This is a genomic window from Streptomyces sp. NPDC107454 (assembly GCF_055582885.1).
Window position 1 is genome coordinate 263,374 of record NZ_JBVJPA010000004.1, and the last position, 16,127, is coordinate 279,500.

At 71.5% G+C, this 16,127-nt stretch carries 14 protein-coding genes; 7 read left to right on the forward strand and 7 right to left on the reverse strand.

Annotation, left to right across the window (positions count from 1 at the left end; all coding sequences use genetic code 11):
- Positions 1–24: 24 nt before the first annotated feature.
- Together ACZ69M_RS11460 and ACZ69M_RS11465 are read right to left on the reverse strand one after the other, a co-directional pair.
- The gene (locus ACZ69M_RS11460; RefSeq protein WP_470048847.1) at positions 25–1,053 is read right to left on the reverse strand and encodes a 2-hydroxyacid dehydrogenase; all 1,029 of its coding nucleotides are present in this window, start codon (positions 1,051–1,053) and stop codon (positions 25–27) included.
- On the reverse strand, positions 1,050–2,219 hold the full coding sequence (locus ACZ69M_RS11465) for a lactate 2-monooxygenase (RefSeq protein WP_470048849.1): 1,170 nt from the start codon (positions 2,217–2,219) through the stop codon (positions 1,050–1,052). The genes ACZ69M_RS11460 and ACZ69M_RS11465 overlap by 4 nt, the downstream gene beginning before the upstream one ends.
- A gap of 113 nt (positions 2,220–2,332) precedes the next feature.
- Between ACZ69M_RS11465 and ACZ69M_RS11470 the strand changes: the two genes are divergently transcribed.
- Positions 2,333–3,511, forward strand: coding sequence for a PucR family transcriptional regulator (locus ACZ69M_RS11470; RefSeq protein WP_470048851.1), 1,179 nt, complete (start codon positions 2,333–2,335; stop codon positions 3,509–3,511).
- Positions 3,512–3,761: 250 nt separating this feature from the next.
- Here ACZ69M_RS11470 and ACZ69M_RS11475 read toward each other — a convergent pair whose 3' ends face one another.
- The 5 genes from ACZ69M_RS11475 to ACZ69M_RS11495 all read right to left on the reverse strand — a co-directional run bounded on the left by ACZ69M_RS11475 (position 3,762) and on the right by ACZ69M_RS11495 (position 8,282).
- Positions 3,762–4,430 carry a cyclase family protein gene (locus tag ACZ69M_RS11475; RefSeq protein WP_470048853.1) on the reverse strand — a complete coding sequence of 223 codons (669 nt, stop codon included), beginning with the start codon at positions 4,428–4,430 and terminating at the stop codon, positions 3,762–3,764.
- Between the two features lie 82 nt (positions 4,431–4,512).
- Complete coding sequence (locus ACZ69M_RS11480; RefSeq protein ID WP_470048855.1) at positions 4,513–6,096, reverse strand: purine-cytosine permease family protein; 1,584 nt, start codon at positions 6,094–6,096, stop codon at positions 4,513–4,515.
- A 244-nt stretch (positions 6,097–6,340) separates the two neighbouring features.
- A complete protein-coding gene (locus ACZ69M_RS11485) occupies positions 6,341–6,787 on the reverse strand; it encodes a TIGR03668 family PPOX class F420-dependent oxidoreductase (protein ID WP_470048857.1) in 447 nt (148 codons plus the stop codon).
- A gap of 65 nt (positions 6,788–6,852) precedes the next feature.
- Complete coding sequence (locus tag ACZ69M_RS11490) at positions 6,853–7,680, reverse strand: LLM class F420-dependent oxidoreductase (RefSeq protein ID WP_470048859.1); 828 nt, start codon at positions 7,678–7,680, stop codon at positions 6,853–6,855.
- A gap of 50 nt (positions 7,681–7,730) precedes the next feature.
- Positions 7,731–8,282 (reverse strand): hypothetical protein, encoded by a 552-nt coding sequence (locus tag ACZ69M_RS11495; RefSeq protein ID WP_470048860.1) that lies wholly within the window; start codon positions 8,280–8,282, stop codon positions 7,731–7,733.
- Positions 8,283–8,591: 309 nt separating this feature from the next.
- On the opposite strand from ACZ69M_RS11495, the gene ACZ69M_RS11500 reads away from it, so the two are divergent.
- From ACZ69M_RS11500 to ACZ69M_RS11525, 6 genes are all read left to right on the forward strand, one after another.
- The gene (locus ACZ69M_RS11500) at positions 8,592–9,101 is read left to right on the forward strand and encodes a subtilase-type protease inhibitor (RefSeq protein ID WP_470048861.1); all 510 of its coding nucleotides are present in this window, start codon (positions 8,592–8,594) and stop codon (positions 9,099–9,101) included.
- A 413-nt stretch (positions 9,102–9,514) separates the two neighbouring features.
- Complete coding sequence (locus ACZ69M_RS11505; protein ID WP_470049338.1) at positions 9,515–10,369, forward strand: ABC transporter permease; 855 nt, start codon at positions 9,515–9,517, stop codon at positions 10,367–10,369.
- Complete coding sequence (locus tag ACZ69M_RS11510) at positions 10,366–11,253, forward strand: carbohydrate ABC transporter permease (protein ID WP_470048863.1); 888 nt, start codon at positions 10,366–10,368, stop codon at positions 11,251–11,253. The genes ACZ69M_RS11505 and ACZ69M_RS11510 overlap by 4 nt, the downstream gene beginning before the upstream one ends.
- 29 nt (positions 11,254–11,282) lie before the next feature.
- Complete coding sequence (locus tag ACZ69M_RS11515; RefSeq protein WP_470048864.1) at positions 11,283–12,932, forward strand: type 2 periplasmic-binding domain-containing protein; 1,650 nt, start codon at positions 11,283–11,285, stop codon at positions 12,930–12,932.
- Between the two features lie 58 nt (positions 12,933–12,990).
- A complete protein-coding gene (locus ACZ69M_RS11520) occupies positions 12,991–14,130 on the forward strand; it encodes a LacI family DNA-binding transcriptional regulator (protein ID WP_470049340.1) in 1,140 nt (379 codons plus the stop codon).
- 22 nt (positions 14,131–14,152) lie between these two features.
- Positions 14,153–16,123 carry a DUF2264 domain-containing protein gene (locus tag ACZ69M_RS11525; protein ID WP_470048865.1) on the forward strand — a complete coding sequence of 657 codons (1,971 nt, stop codon included), beginning with the start codon at positions 14,153–14,155 and terminating at the stop codon, positions 16,121–16,123.
- Positions 16,124–16,127 lie beyond the last annotated feature (4 nt).

The window sequence follows — 16,127 nt, forward strand, 5'->3', positions numbered from 1 at the left end:
ACGACGAGAAGGTGACGACAGGCTCTAGGACACCACGTCCCGTGGCAGCTTGCCCGCCACGAAGTCGGCGGCGTTCTGGACCGCCGCCAGTGCGATCCGTACGAGCGTCTCGCGCGTGACGCCCGCGACGTGCGGCGACAACACCACGTTCGGGGACTTGAGCAACCGCAGGGCCGCGGTGGGCGGTTCGGGGTCGAAGACGTCGATGCCCGCCCCGGCCAGGGCGCCCGCCTCGAGCGCGTCCGCGAGGGCGTCCTGGTCGATCAGGGCGCCCCGCGAGGTGTTGACCACGAACGCGGTCGGCTTGAGGAGCGCGAGCCGCTCGGCGTTCAGCACATGCCGGGTCTCCTCGGTGAGCGGGGCGTGCAGCGTGACGTAGTCCGACGTGCGCAGCAGTTCGTCGAGTTCGACATGACGGGCGCCGCCGAGTCGCGCCTCGGCCTCCGCGCCGACGGACTGCGGACCGGCGTACACGATGCTCATGTCGAACGCGACCGCGCGCCGGGCGACCTCCTCGCCGATGTGGCCGAGCCCGACGATGCCGAGGGTCTTGCCGGACAGCTCGGTGATGGACCGCTGCAGCCTCGGCAGCGCCCAGTCGGCGTCGACGAGCGCGGTGTGCGCCGGGACCAGCTGCTTGGCGAGGGCCAGCATGAGGGCGAAGGTCTGCTCGGCCACGTTCTGCTTCTCGGCGCCGCTGGAGCCGATGTTGCACACCGGCACACCCTTGGCGCGGGCGGCGTCCAGGTCGACGTAGTCGAAACCGTGGCTCGCGCACTGGACCAGTTCCAAGTCCGGTGCGGCGGCGAGGTGTTCTGCGGTCACCGGGCTGAGACCTGTGATGATGACATGGGCCTCGCGCAGCGCGGCCGGGTCCTCGTCGGTCGTCTCCACGACGGTGACCTTGGCCTCGCCGGGGAAGACGCCGGCGAGCGCGGCACCGGCGGTGCGACCGCCGACGTGGGCCGAGACCACGGCCAGAACGTTCTTCGCCACCGCGGTGACCGACGTGTCGGTCGTGTCGGGGATGTCGGGGGTGTCGGTCGGGCTCATGCGGATTCCTCGATCAGGTCGTCGGGGCCGAGGGCGGCGGGGCGGGCGTGCCCGGACAGGGCGAGGGTGAGATCGAACTCGGCGAGCAGACAGCGGACGACGTGTTCGACGCCCGCCTGTCCGTCCAGGCCCAGCCCATAGGCGTACGGGCGTCCGACGAGCACGGCCCGCGCGCCGAGCGCGAGCGCCTTGAAGACGTCGTCGCCGGTGCGGATGCCGCTGTCGAAGAGGACGGTCAGCTGTTCGCCGACCGCCTCCACCACCCGTGGCAGCGCGTCGGCCGCCGCCACCGACCCCGCCACCTGCCGGCCGCCGTGGTTGGAGACGACCACGCCGTCCATCCCGGCGTCGGCGGCGCGCCGGGCGTCGTCCGGGTGCAGGATGCCCTTGAGGACGATCGGCCCGTCCCAGTTCTCCCGCAGGAACGCGAGATCGGGCCAGGTCTTGCCCGGGTCCGCGAACATGCCGACGAAGTGCATCACGGCCGCGTTCGGGTCTTCGTGCACCGGCTTGGCAAGACCCGCCTGGAACGCCGGGTCGGAGAAGTAGTTCGCCGTGCCCACACCGTGCAGGAACGGCAGATACGCCTGGTCGAGGTCGCGCGGACGCCAGGCCAGCAGCGGGGTGTCGAGAGTGACGAACAGCGCGGTGAACCCGGCCGCCTTCGCCCGGTCCAGGAAGGACCGGGTGACCTCGCGGTCCTTCGCCCAGTACAGCTGGAACCAGCGCTCCGCCCCGCCCATCGCCTCCGCGACCTGCTCCATGGGCGTGCTGGAGGCCGACGACAGGATGTACGGGACGCCCTGCGCCGCGGCGGCCCGCGCGGCGGCGGACTCCGCGTCCGGATGCATGATCGACAGCACGCCCACGGGCGCGAGCGCCAGCGGCGCGGGCAGGGCGCGCCCCAGCACCTCGACGGACAGATCGCGTTCGTGCACGTCGCGCAGCATGCGCGGCACGATCCGGCGCCGGTCGAGGGCGGCCCGGTTGGCCCGGGCGGTGCTCCCGTTGCCCGCGCTGCCCGCCACGTAGCCGACCGGACCGGGCCCGAGCCGCTGCTCGGTGAGCTCCTCCAGCCGGGTCAGATCGGTGGGCAGCCGCGGTACGGCGCCCGTCATTCCGTTCAGATAGATCTCGTACTGGAAGTCGGCCCAATGCTTAGCCATCCGTACGTCCCGCCTCTCGTCCCTGAGACCGCGCTGTACGCCGTCGATCCTGGCGAAGGTGACAAGAGCCGTCCACCGTGGTGCGCACATCGCGCGGCTGGAATCATCACCCTGTGACAAGTCAGCCCGTTGCCGCAAGAGAACACGTCCGGCAGGAGATGGTCGCCGATCCGCGCGTCGTGGCGGCGATCGTCTCGGCGGTCCACGAACAGGTCCCGGTGTACGCCGCGCTCGATGACAGCCGGCTGCCGGAGGTACGGGCCATCGCGGCCTGGGGCCTGGAGCGGCTCCTCCACCTGTGGGTCACCGACGGCGCGCTCGAACCGTCGGATCTGCGGCGCCTGCGAGGCATCGCGGCGGCCCGCGCGGCGGACGGGCGGCCCGTGCAGGCGGTGCTGCGGGCCTACCGGGTGGCGGCGACCGTCCTCACCGACGAGATCGCGGCCCGCGCGCCCCGGCTCGCCGCCGCGGACGCCTTCGCTCTCACCCGGATGCTGCTGACCGCGCTCGACACCCTCTCCGAGGAGATGACCACGGCGTACGCCGCCACCGACGAGGATCTCGCGGCGGACCGTGACCGGGCACTGCGGCTGCTGCTCGACGACCTGATCGCCGGGCGGCACGCCTCGGTGGGCGCGCTGAGCGACCGGTCGGCCCGGCTGGGGGTCCAACTCCCGGACCCCTATTGTCTGTTGGTGGGCGAGCCGGTGGGCGCGGAGCGTCCCGACATGGCGCTCGACGCGGCGACGGGGCTGCTCGAGGCGTTGGCCGTGCCGGGGGACGAGGTGGCTTCGTCCGCGACGGTACGGGGTTCCCGTGCCGTTCTGTTGCTGCCGGGCGCGGCTGCCGCCGGGGCGGGGGCGGTGCTGGGCGCGCGGTCCTGGCGGGGCTGCGCGATCACCGGGGAGAGCCTGGACCGGGTCGCCGTGGCGTATCGGCTCGCCGCCGACGCCCTCGACACGGCGCCCGCCCACGCGCACCGGCCGGGGCGTGTCCTCACGGACGCCGACGCCCATGTCCTCGCCCTGCTCGGCGGGCATCCGGCCGCCGCGCCGGACCAGGTCGCCCGCCTCGTTCTCGGGCCGCTCACCGATCCGGGGCAGCGGCATCTCATGGAGGCGCTGACCGCGTACATCGACGCCGGCTCGGCGAACGCCGCCGCGCGGGTGCTCCACCTGCACGCGCAGTCCCTGCGCTACCGCCTGCGGCGCATCCACGCCCTGACGTCCCGCGATCCCCGCGACCCCTGGCAACGCCTCACCCTGGACATCGCCCGCACGATCAGACCGTGACCTCCCCCCCCGCGTCGCCCGACGGGCTCGTCCTCAAGTGCCGGACGGGGTGGGTGGCGTGCGCTCTCCACGGCGGCCGGGGTGAGGCTTTCAGGGGCGCGGGGAACTGCGCGACCAGCCCCCACCGGCCCGCGGCCAAACGAATCCGGGCGGGCCGGGATCCGGGGCGAAGCCCCGCACGAGGGGCGCGGGGAACTGCGCGACCAGCCCCCACCCTCCCGCACCCGACGAACACACCCCCCGGCAGCGACTACCGCGCGCCAGGCGTGATGCGGGCCGTCGCCCGGACCGGGCCCCCGTCGGCCCCGGCGAGGCGCAAGGGGAACAGGAACACCTCCGTCGAACACCCCGCGGCCTGCGCGTCCGCGACGCCTCCGAGCCCGGTCAGGTTCTCGGCGATCACACCCCCCGCTCCGCACAGCACACGGTGGGAGGGGAGATCCACGGGACCGGTCGGATCGACGCTCAGCGCGTCGATCCCGACGGTGAGGACACCCGCCGCGACCACGGCCTCCGCCGCCTCGGGCGTGAGCCAGGGATGGGCGAGGTAGTCCTCGGTTCCCCAGTACCGCGACCACCCGGTGGCCAGCAGCAGGATCGAACCGGGCCGCAGCAGGCCGAGGGCGGGGGCGAGCAGGTCGGGAGTGACCGGCGCCCGCGCCGGCAGACCACGGACGTCGGCGACGACCGCCGCCCCCGCGAACCGCTCCAGCGGCAGATCGTCCAACGTGGGCCACGCCTCGTCCACGTGGTACGGCGCGTCGACATGGGTACCGGACTGCGACCCCATGTGCACCCGAAGGACGTTCACTCCGTGCTCGGCGACCCGCAACGCCCTGGAGACCTCCACCTCCGGGTCACCGGGGTAGACGGGCATCCCGGTGACCATGGGCACGGACAGGTCGAGCCAGCTCTCCATCAGTTCTCCACCAGCCAGTTCTCCGTCGGTTCTCCACGAGCCGGTTCTCCATCGGCTCGTCAGCCAGTTCCCCGTCGGCGCATCAACTGCCGTCGACGGCGAGCACCGCAGGCGTCCCCTCGCTCTCCGCACCGGGACCGGTGATCGGCGGCACCGGCACGTCGACGGTACGGGCCAGCCGCGGTCCCTCGGGCCCGTACACCGCGCGAGGCTCGGGGAACAGTCGCAGCATCGCCAGATACAGCACAGCGGCGACGGCCAGCGACAGCGGCAGGCTGATGTCGATACCGTTCGCGAGGTCGCCCAGCGGTCCGACGAACTGGCCGGGGATGTTGGTGAACAGCACACCGACCACGGCGGCCACCCACCAGGCCGTCATGCCCCGCCAGTTCCAGCCGTGTGTGAACCAGTAACGGCCGCCGCGCTGACGGCGGTTGAAGACCTGGAGCGCGTCCGGGTCGTACCAGCCGCGCCGGGTGTAGAACCCGAGGATCATCACGACCATCCAGGGCGTGGTGCAGGTGATGATCATCGTGGCGAACGTCGAGATGGACTGCACCAGGTCGAACCCGAAGCGGCCGATGAAGATGAACGCGATCGACAGGACTCCGACCAGGATCGTCGCCTGGACCCGGGACAGCCGCGGGAACACCGACGAGAAGTCGAGCCCGGTGCCGTACAGCGACGTCGTGCCCGTCGACATGCCGCCGATCAGCGCGAGCAGACACACCGGCAGGAAGAACCAGCTCGGCGAGATGGCCAGCAGACCGCCGACGAAGTCGGGGGCTGCCGGGTCGACGTACTTCGGCGCCTTGGTCGCGATGATGCTCGCGGTCGCGAGCCCGAACACGAACGGCAGCAGGGTGGCGATCTGGGACAGGAACGCGGCACCGACGACCTTGCGGCGCGGCGCGTTCGCCGGGATGTAGCGCGACCAGTCGCCGAGGAACGCGCCGAAGGACACCGGGTTCGACAGCACGATCAGTGCCGAGCCGATGAAGGAGGGCCAGAACAGCGCCTGCGTCGCCGAGTCGGCCGAGGCCGTGAAGACACCGGCGTACGAGGGATCGAAGTCACCCGCGAAGGCGATCGCGCCGAGCAGGAACAGCACGGTCGCCGAGGTCACCGCGATCTTGTTGACGAACAGCATGAACCGGAACCCGTACACGCAGACCGCGAGCACCAGGCAGCCGAAGAGCGCGTACGCGACCACGTACGACAGGTTGCTGCGCTCCAGGCCGAACAGCCGGTGTGCGCCGCCGACCAGGGCGTCGCCGGAGCTCCACACCGAGATCGAGAAGAACGCCACGGCCGTGAGCAGGGACAGGAACGAGCCGACGACCCGGCCGTGCACCCCGAGGTGCGCGGAGGACGCGACCGCGTTGTTGGTGCCGTTGACGGGGCCGAACATCGCCATCGGGCACAGGATCAGCGCCCCGACGACGACTCCGAGGAGGGTGGCCGCGAGCCCCTGCCAGAAGGAGAGGCCGAAGAGGATGGGGAAGGCCCCGAGGACGCAGGTGGAGAAGGTGTTCGCACCGCCGAAGGCGACTCTGAACAGGTCGAGCGGCGACGCGGTGCGGTCCGCGTCGGGGATGCGCTCGACGCCGTAGGTCTCCACCTCGGTGAGAGACGGCGACGACGTGGCGGGGGAGTTCTCGGACAAGGGTGCTCCAGCGAAGTGCCTGTGCCCGGAAGCGGGCGGTGGAGCGCGTGGTGGCGCGAGGGGAGGTCGGCTCCAGTGTCGCCGCGGGGGTGTGCGGCGGCGGATGCCGTCCTTGGCAGATCTGCCGACGCTAAGGCCGGGCCGGAGACCTGCGCCAGAAGGTAAAACATCCATCTTCCGTGCCCGGGGTGGAGCATTCGTCCAGCCCGGTGTGTGTCCGTCGCGGGAGGTGCCCGGCGGTGGCTCAGTGCTCCGGGCCGGGCTCCGGGGCGGCGCGCCAGCCGTGCCAGCGGTGGACGGTGACGGCGATCACCGGCCCGTCCGGCGGCCGCTGCCGGTACTGCGCGTACTTCTCGCGCAGCAGGTCGATCGCCGCCGTGTACTCGTCCCGCGGGCCGGGCGGCAGGACCCGGGCGTCGCCGTCCGCCCGTACCCACCACAGCCGCTCCCAGTCCTCGTCGTAGGCATCGACGAGCAGGCACACGGCGGGGCGGTCGGCGATGTTGCTCAGCCGCCGCAGCCGCCGCGACCTCTTCGGTTTGTGGTCGACCGCGGAGACGATCTCGCCGCCGCGCGCCGCGAAGACGAGGGGCACGAGGTGCGGGCGCCCCTCGGAGTCCACCGTCGCCAGGCGCGCCACCCGTGCCGTCACGAACCGGCGGCGCGCCTCCTGCTCGTCCATGTCCGGCACGGTGAGCTCCGATTCCCCGGCGTCGGGAACGCGGTGGGCTCGCGATCCCCGGCGGCCGGAAGGCGTCAGCGGTGGGCGGACACGGCCTCGGACAGTTCGTCGAGTGTGCGCAGTGTCTCGTCCTCCGGCTGGGTCGGCAGATACAGCAGCACGCGCTCGACGCCGAGTTCCGCGTAGGTGTCGAGGGACTCCCGGTCGCTCCCGCTCGCGTAGACCACGACGGCCGGCCGGTCACCGGCCGTCTTGCGCATCTGTTCGATGCGCGGGCCCAGTTCCTTGGGCGGCAGGGCGCTGGGCAGCCACGCCGACCCGTACTCGGCGACGCGGGCGAAGGTGCGCTCGCTGTTGCCCCCGACCCAGATGGGCGGGTGCGGCCGCTGGACCGGCTTGGGCCAGGCGTAGACCGGTGCGAAGTCGACGAAGTCGCCGTGGAACTCGGCCTCGTCCTTCGTCCACAGTTCGATCATGGCGCGAATGCGCTCGTCCATCAGGCGGCCGCGGGAGGCCGGATCCGTGCCGTGGTTGCGCATCTCCTCCCGGTTCCAGCCGGCGCCGACACCGAACACGGCACGGCCGCCGGAGATCAGGTCGAGGGAGGCGATCTCCTTCGCGGTGATGATCGGATCACGCTGGACCACGAGAGCGATCCCCGTGCCCAGGAGCAGGTCCCGGGTCACGGAGGCGGCGGCGGCGAGCGCCACGAACGGATCGAGCGTGCGGTAGTAGACGCGGGGCAGTTCGCCGCCGCCCGGATACGGCGTCTCCCTGCTCACGGGGATGTGCGAGTGCTCGGCCAGGAGCAGCGTGTCGAACCCACGCTCTTCCAGAGCGGGCCCCAGGGCCCTGGGACCGATGCCCTCGTCGGTGATGAACGTCGACACTCCGAACTTCATCCGCGACCACCTCGTCTTGTCGGCTGTTGCCGCCAGTGTGACGTGGTCGGTCACTCCTCGTCGGGTGTGGCGTCCCGCGGCGTGGCGTCCGGACCCTGGGCCCGGACCCGCTGCACATGTTCCAGCGAGTCGCGCAGTTCCGTCAGCCAGTCGTCGGCGTGACGCTGGACGAGGCGGACACACCAGGCGAGGGCGTCGCTGCGGCTGCGCGCGACCCCGGCGGCGATGAGGGTGTCGAGCACTTGGCGCTCGGGCTGACGCAACCGGGTCATGACGGGCGCGGCGATGTGGGTGAACAGGGCACGCTCGCCCCCGCACTCCGCACCCCAGGAGACCTTCTTGCCGAACCGGTGCTCGGCTTCCCGTGCCACCGCGACCCGGTCGTCGCGGGTGCGCTCGCGGAATTCCTGGATACGGGCCTGGGCGGCCGCCTCCTTCTCGGCGTCCGAGGCACCTTCGGCGAGCCCGGGCTCGGGGATACGGCCGACGACGGTGATCTCCTCCCGGTCGACCGTCACCTCCACCAGGCTCTCGAAGAGATCGTCGGGCAGGCGGCCGGCGAACCAGCCGCGCAGCTTCTCGTGCTGCTCTGAAGTAATCATGTAATGACGATTACTCCGTTGCGCGGAAGAAGCAAGGGAGTCCGCCGGGGGCTGAACCGGAATGTTTCAGGCCTATTGCGGAGCCGGGGGGATCCGGCCAGGAGGGTGCCCTTGGCGATCAACAACCCCTCAGTTCCGGGGCTTGAACGTTCGAATTTCGTAACTTCACGCCACTGATTCAATACTCAAGGTTACCGAAACGCATGGGGTCGATGTGTGTTTCCGGTCCGGACTCGGCAGACTCGCGCTCGCCGCACCGGCACCCAACCGAGCCGGTACTGCATTCAATCGAGCGGAAGGATGCACACAATGCCGACCACCGCGCGCTGGGCAGCGACTCTCACCCTCACGGCCGCTGCCGTCTGCGGCCCCCTCGGGGGGTCCGCCCTCGCCAACCCGACCCACACGACCCGGACGGCTGAGGCCCGGACGGTCACGAGCCAGGCCCATGCCACGCCGGCGCACGCCACGCCGGCTCTCGCCCCCTCAGGGCTCTACGCCCCCTCGGCCCTGGTGCTCACCATGGGCCACGGAGAGACCGCCGCCACCGTCACCCCGGAGCGTGCGGTCACGCTGAACTGCGCCCCGACCCCCTCAGGTACCCACCCCGCCGCCTATGACGCCTGTGCCGAACTCCGGGCGGTGAACGGCGACTTCGACGCCCTGACCCTGAGAGACGGCGCACTGTGTACGCGGCAGTTCGATCCGGTGGTCGTCACCGTCCAGGGCGTCTGGCGCGGCAAGCGCGTCGCGTACGAACGGACCTTCGCCAACGAGTGCGTGAAGAACTCCTACGGGACGAGCTTCTTCACGTTCTGAGAGACCGGGATCGCGCGGCCTTCGTGAGCGTCGAGCGGGGTCAGTAGGTGGGGAGTGCGCGCCCCGAAGCACGGAGTACGACGCGATCTCGCATCGGGGGTCGGTCAGGCGGAGTGGGGCCGCCGGCCGGCCCCCGACATCTGTCTGCCCCGATGTCTGTCCTGATGTCCGCACCGGCGCCGTCCCCGGCTCGGTGTCCTCAACTCGTAGTTGTGTCAGAAGTGTTGACCCCGCATTGGAAACGTTTTAATTTCCCCTCACCCGACAGTCCCAGGTGAGGAGGCTCCGTGGCCGCTGTGTTGCGGGACCACGCAGGTACAGTGGCGGTGGACCCTTCGCGCCGCCCTCCGATCGAGGCCCGTCGCGGCTTGAAACGCTTTCATGAACGTGGCGGCAGGGCGCTGTTCCTGCTGATGCTCCCCGGGCTCGCCTACTTCCTGGTCTTCCACTACGGCGCCCTGCTCGGCAACGTCATCGCGTTCAAGGACTACGTCCCGTTCGACGGCATCTGGGGCAGTCGGTGGGTGGGTCTCGACAACTTCCGGCGGATGTTCGAGGACGGCGAGTTCTGGGACGCGGTCCTCAACACCCTCTGGATCGCGGTCCTGCAGATCGTCTTCTACTTCCCCGTCCCGCTCGCCCTCGCCCTGCTGCTGCACAGCCTCACCCGCAGCAGCATCCGCCGCTTCGTGCAGTCGGTGGCCTACCTGCCGCACTTCATCTCGTGGGTGATCGTCGTCGCCCTGTTCCAGCAGGTCCTGGGCGACACGGGCATGGTGAACAGCTATCTCGGCGACGCGGGCCTGCACACCGTGGACATCATCGGCAACCCGGACGCCTTCAAACCGCTCGTCGTCGCCCAGGTCATCTGGAAGGACGCCGGCTGGGGCACGATCATCTTCCTTGCCGCGCTCTCCCAGGTCGACGAGCAGCAGTACGAGGCCGCGGCCATCGACGGCGCGGGCCCCTGGCGCCGTTTCTGGCACGTCACCCTGCCCGCCATCCGCGCGGTGATCGTGCTGCTGCTCATCATGCGGCTCGGCGACATCCTCTCGGTCGGCTTCGAACAGATGCTGCTCCAGCGGGATGCCGTCGGCCCGCAGGCCGCCGAGATCATCGACACCTTCGTCTACTACCAGGGCATCGTCGGCGGCGACTACGGATTCGCCGCCGCCGCGGGCCTGTTCAAGGGTGCCGTCGGCGCCCTGCTCGTCTACGCGGCCAACAAGGTCGCCCACCGCCTCGGCGAACAGGGGGTATACCGGTGAGCACCCATGCCCGGCCCGGCTGGATGGAGAAGCCGAAGCCCGCGACCCAGGCCGCCAAGGCCGTCGCCCTCGTCGCCGTCGTCCTGCTGGTGTGCGTGCCGTTCCTCGTCATCCTCTCCACCTCGCTCGCCTCCCAGCGGGAGGTCGTCGCGAACGGCGGCTGGGTGCTCTGGCCCCAGCACCCCACCCTCAAGGCCTACCGCGACATCCTCGACGGCGGCATCGTCACCCATGCCCTCGGCGTCAGCGCCGGCGTCACCCTCGTCGGCACCCTGCTCAGCCTCGTCTGCACCGTCACCCTCGCCTACGCGCTGTCGCGCCCCGGCGTCTTCGGCGGCAAACCGGTCCTGCTCCTGATCCTGTTCACCTTCCTCTTCCCCCCGGGCATGATCCCCGGCTTCCTGCTGGTCAAGGAACTGGGCATGCTCGACACGTACAGCGCGCTGATCCTTCCCGTGCTCGTGAACGTGTTCAACCTCGTCGTCCTGCGCGGGTTCTTCCAGGCGATCCCGGAGGAGTTGTACGAGGCCGCACGGCTGGACGGGGCGGGGGACTGGCGGGTGCTGTGGTCGGTCGTACTGCCCCTGTCGAAGGCGGCCCTCGCCGTCGTCGGACTGTTCTACGCGGTGGCGTACTGGAACTCCTGGTTCTACGCCTCCCTGTATCTGGAGAGCGACCACTGGCCGCTCCAACAGGTGCTGCGCACCTACGTGGTGGCCGGCTCCGGGCTCACCGACACGACGGTCGGCGAGGGCACGGTCAACGCGCCGCAGACCGTGCAGATGGCGGTCCTGGTGATCGCCACCGTACCGATCCTGCTCGTCTATCCCTTCCTCCAGAAGTACTTCACCAAGGGCGTGCTCACCGGCGCCATCAAGAGCTGACTCCGTCCACCAGGAAAGGTCGGTTTCCCATGCCCTCCCTGTCCCGGCGCACCCTGCTGCGCTCGATGGCCGTCGGCGGCGCCGCGCTCGCCGCACCCGGCACACTGGCCGCCTGCTCGACCGGCTCGGGTGACGGCGACGTCTCCAACGCGGGGAAAAAGCTGGCCCCTTGGCCCGCGTACAAGGCGTTCGCCGGCCCGAAGCCCGACCTCGCTCCCACCGACGCCGGGGTCCAGGCCGGATACACGGCCTACCCCGCCAACCTGGTCACGGCCGTCCCGGGCACACCGGGCGACGGCTCCACCGTCAAGGTCATGTCCGTGACCTTCGGTACGCCGCCCAAGCCGGCCTCCGCGAACCAGTTCTGGGCGGCGGTCGAGAAGGCGCTCGGCGTGAAGATCGAATACACGATCATCTCGCAGACCGACTACCAGAAGAAGATGGCCACGGTGATGGCCGGTGACCCGGGCGAACTGCCCGACATCATCAACGTCTTCTCCGGCTTCGTACTGCCCCGCGAGGCCCAGTTCGTACAGCGCAGGGCCGAGGACCTCACCCCGTACCTCTCCGGCGCGGCGATCGCGGACCACCCCAACCTCGCCAACATCCCCACCCACGCCTGGCGCGACATGGGCCGCGTCGGCGGCCGGATCTACGGCATCCCCCTGGAACGCCCGCTGCCGGGCTCCACCCTCTGGCTCAACCAGGCCTTCTTCACCGACGCGGGGATGAAGGAGGGCTGGACCTCCCAGGACTTCGCCGCCGTCGCCAAGAAGGGCACCAGCGGAAAGAAGTACGCACTCGGGGCCGCGACCGGCTCGCTGTTCGGCAACGCGGTGCACTCCGCCGCGCACAACGCGCCGCAGGGCTGGGCCGTGGACAAGGACGGCACCTTCCACGCGAACTACGGCGACGAACGCTACAAGGCGGCAGTCGCCTACCAGGCCCAGCTCCGCAAGAACGGCTCCTACCACCCCGACGCCACCTCCCTCTCCCAGCCGGACCTGAGCACGCTCTTCCTCAACGGCACCGTCGGCTCCATGCAGGACGGATTCGGCGGGTACCTCCCCAAGTACCTGGACTCCAAGGGCCTGTTGACCCCGGCCGCCGCGCTGCCGTACAGCGTGGACGGGACACCGGGCGGGATCGTCGCCGGGCGCCGCTCCTTCGGCTACACGATCCTGAAGAAGGCGAAGAAGGAACGCATCGAGCTTCTCCTGCGCGTCCTGAACTACCTCGCCGCGCCCTTCGGCAGCAAGGAGTGGGAACTCGTCCACTACGGCGTCGAGGGCACCCACTTCACCCGCGGCAAGGACGGTTCGCCCGAGGCCACCAAACTCGGGGACGTCGAGAACAACACCAACCTGCCGCTGAAGTACCTCGCCGAGGGGCCCCAGGTGCTGTTCGTGCCGGGCATGCCCGAGGCCGTACGCGCCCTGCACGCCTGGCAGGTGAAGGTGGTCCCGGTGGCGATCCGCAACGCGTCCTTCGGATTGCAGTCCCGCACGTACACCGCCCAGGGCACCACGCTCAGGGCGCTGATGGACGACACGGTCACCGGCGTCATCGCGGGCCGCCTGCCGCTGTCCGAGCTCGACGCGGCCGCGAGGAAATGGGGCGACCGCGGCGGCGACAGAATGGCCGAGGAGTTCGCGAAGGACTACGCCGCCAACACCTGAGGCGGTGGAGCCGGTCGAAGGAGAGGCACGGGGGATGGGCATGGGGATGGGGAACGACATGACGTCGAAGGGGCGGGTCACGATCCGCGAGGTGGCCGAGCGGGCAGGAGTGTCCATGGCCACGGTCTCGCGCGTGCTCAGCGGCAACCACCCGGTGCCCGCGTCCACCAGGGCCCGGGTGCTGCGCGCCGCCCGCGACCTCGACTACGTCGCCAACGCGCACGCCCGCGCCCTGGTCGGCGGCGGCCGCAAGATGGTCGCCGTCGTCCTGCGCCAGGTCACCAGCCCCTTCTACGCCCAGGTCGCCGAGGGCGTCGAGGCGGAGGCCGCCGCCCGCGGCTGGCTCTGCCTGGTCGGCACCACGGGCGGTGACCCAGGGCGCGAGCTGGAGTTCGTCCAGCTGATGCGCGAGGAGGGCGCACGGCTGGTGATCCTCGTCGGCGGGGTCGTCGAGGACGACGCCTACCGCGAGCGCGTCGCGCACTACGCCCAGGCCCTCGCCTCGTCCGGCGCGCGGCTCGTCCTGTGCGGGAGGCCCGCGCCGGATCCCGACATCCCGGCGCTCGTCGTCGAGTTCGACAACGAGGCCGGGGCACGCGCGATCACCGGCCATCTGCTCTCGGCCGGCCACCGCAGGATCGTCTTCCTCGGCGGCCTGCCGGGCAACACGGCCCTCGACGCCCGCGTCGCCGGATACCGGGCCGCACTCGCCGAACACGGCCTGGGCCCCGGGGCCGCCCACGTCGTCGACTGCGGCCTGGGCCGGGCCGCGGGCCACCGCGCGATGACGGAACTGCTCAAGGCGGGCGGGGGCCCGGGCCCCGGTGACACCGCCACCCCGGACACCGCCACCGTCGGCACCTTCACCCCCGACACCGCCACCCCGAACCCCGGCCCCGCGCGCTTCACCGCCGTCTTCGCCGGGGACGACATGGTCGCCGCCGGAGCCCTGCGGGCCATCGCCGACGCCGGGCTGCGCGTGCCCCAGGACATCTCGGTGGTCGGCTACAACGACATCCCGCTCGCCGAGGACTTCAACCCCCCGCTCACCACCGTCCGCACTCCCGCCGAGGAACTCGGCCGCGCCGCCGTCCGCATCGCCCTGCGCGACCCCGAACACGCGGCGGGCGCCCACCACTTGCTCGGCACCCACATCGTCGTGCGCGACAGCGTCCAGCCGCCCCCGCCGGGGGCCTAGAAGACGGAGGATCCACCCCCGTATGACCGTGCCGCATGTGTCGCTCACCGCCCCGACACACCTGCCGCCCCCCGACCCCACCACCTCGCCGGTCACCGGCTGGACCCGGGCCCACTGGGAGGCGACCGCCGACCGCCTCCTGGACGGACTGCTCCCTTACGCCTCACCCACCTCGGCCCAGTACCGACTCCCCGGCCGGGCCAGTCACTCAGGACCCTGGTCCGACGGCCTCGAGGGCTACGCACGTTCCTTCCTGCTCGCCGCCTTCCGTATCGCGGGCTCCGGCGGCCGGGTGGGACCCGGGCTGATCGAACGCTACGCGGCCGGGCTCACCGCCGGGACGGACCCGCACGGACCGGACCGGTGGCCGCCCATCACCGACCGGGGCCAGCCCATGGTCGAGGCCGCGTCCGTCGCGATCGCCCTGTACGAGACACGCCCCTGGATCTGGGACCGCCTCGACGACTCCGTACGTAGCCGTGTCGTCGACTGGCTGAGCGGCTTCATCGGCGCGAGGGCCAACGACTCCAACTGGCGGCTCTTCCAGGTCATCACGGAGGAGTTCCTCGCCTCGGTCGGCGCCCCGCACAGCCGGGACGAGATCGACGCCGGGCTGGCGCGGCTGGGGGACTGGTACCGGGGGGAGGGCTGGTACACGGACGGCGACGGCCGCAAGTTCGACTACTACAACGCCTGGGCCCTGCACCTGTACCCGGTGCTGTGGGCGCGTGTCGCCGGATCGCGGGCCGCCCCGGAGCTGGTGGCCGAGCACCGCGCCCGACTACGCGAATTCCTCGGCGTCCACCAGTACTTCTTCGGCGCGGACGGCGCCCCCGTGCACCAGGGCCGCTCCCTGACCTACCGCTTCGCGACCACCGCCCCCCTGTGGGCGGGCGTCCTCGCCGACGCCACCCCGCTGGCACCGGGCCTGACCCGACGCCTCGCCTCCGGAGCCCTGAAGCACTTCGCCGAACGCGGTGCGCCCGACGAGAAGGGGCTGCTGTCGCTCGGCTGGTACCGCCCCTTTCTCCCGGTCACCCAGCGCTACTCGGGACCCGCCTCCCCGTACTGGGCGAGCAAGGCGTTCCTCGGCCTGCTGCTCCCCGCCGACCACCCCGTGTGGACGGTTCCCGAGGAGCCCGGCCCGGTGGACAGCGCCGACTCGTGCGTGGCGCTGCCCGTCCCGGGCTGGCTCCTGCACTCGACGGCCGCCGACGGCGTCGTACGCCTGGTGAACCACGGGAGCGACCGACTGCCGCCCCCGCCCGCACCGGACGAGGACAGCCCGCACTACACGAGGTTCGCCTACGCCAGCGCGGCCGCGCCCGACACCGAGTGGGCCGGGATCGCCACCGGGGGCGCCGGGATCGACAACCAGCTCGCGCTGGTCGCGGCGGACGGCACGCGGTCCCGGCGCGGCCGGATCCATCCGCTGGGCGCGGCCGGGCGCCGCGCCGCCTCCTGGCACACGGCACGTCTGGCGGGCGCCGAGCACCGCATCGAGACGACCAGCGTGGTGCACGGTCCGTGGGAGGTCCGGGTGCACCGGGTGGCGGGGCCGCGCGGCGCGGTCGTACGGGAAGGGGGGTGGGCGCTGGCCGACGACGCCGGGGCGCCTGCGGAGGGCACGGGGCCGCGATGGGCGCGGGCGCGACGCCCGGACGGGCTGACGAGCGCGGTCGTCGGACTGCTCGGCTGGGACACGTCGGGAAACGGACTGGTCGCGCGGGCCAGGGACGCCAACGCCTACGGGGTCCATTCCGCGACTCCCCATCTCGCGCTGCCCGCTCACCCCGGCGGGGTCCATCTCCTCGTCACCCTGGTGGTCCTCGGCCGCGATCCCGAACTCGTCGGCGCGAGCGCCCGGGTCACGACCGGGGGCGGGGTTCTGATTCGCTTCCCGGACGGGACGGAGGAGGAACTGCCGGGCGGTTTTGCGGGTGCGGCGATTGCGGTGGTTCCGGGAGGCCGGCCAGCGGCGGAAAGCGGCTGAGCAG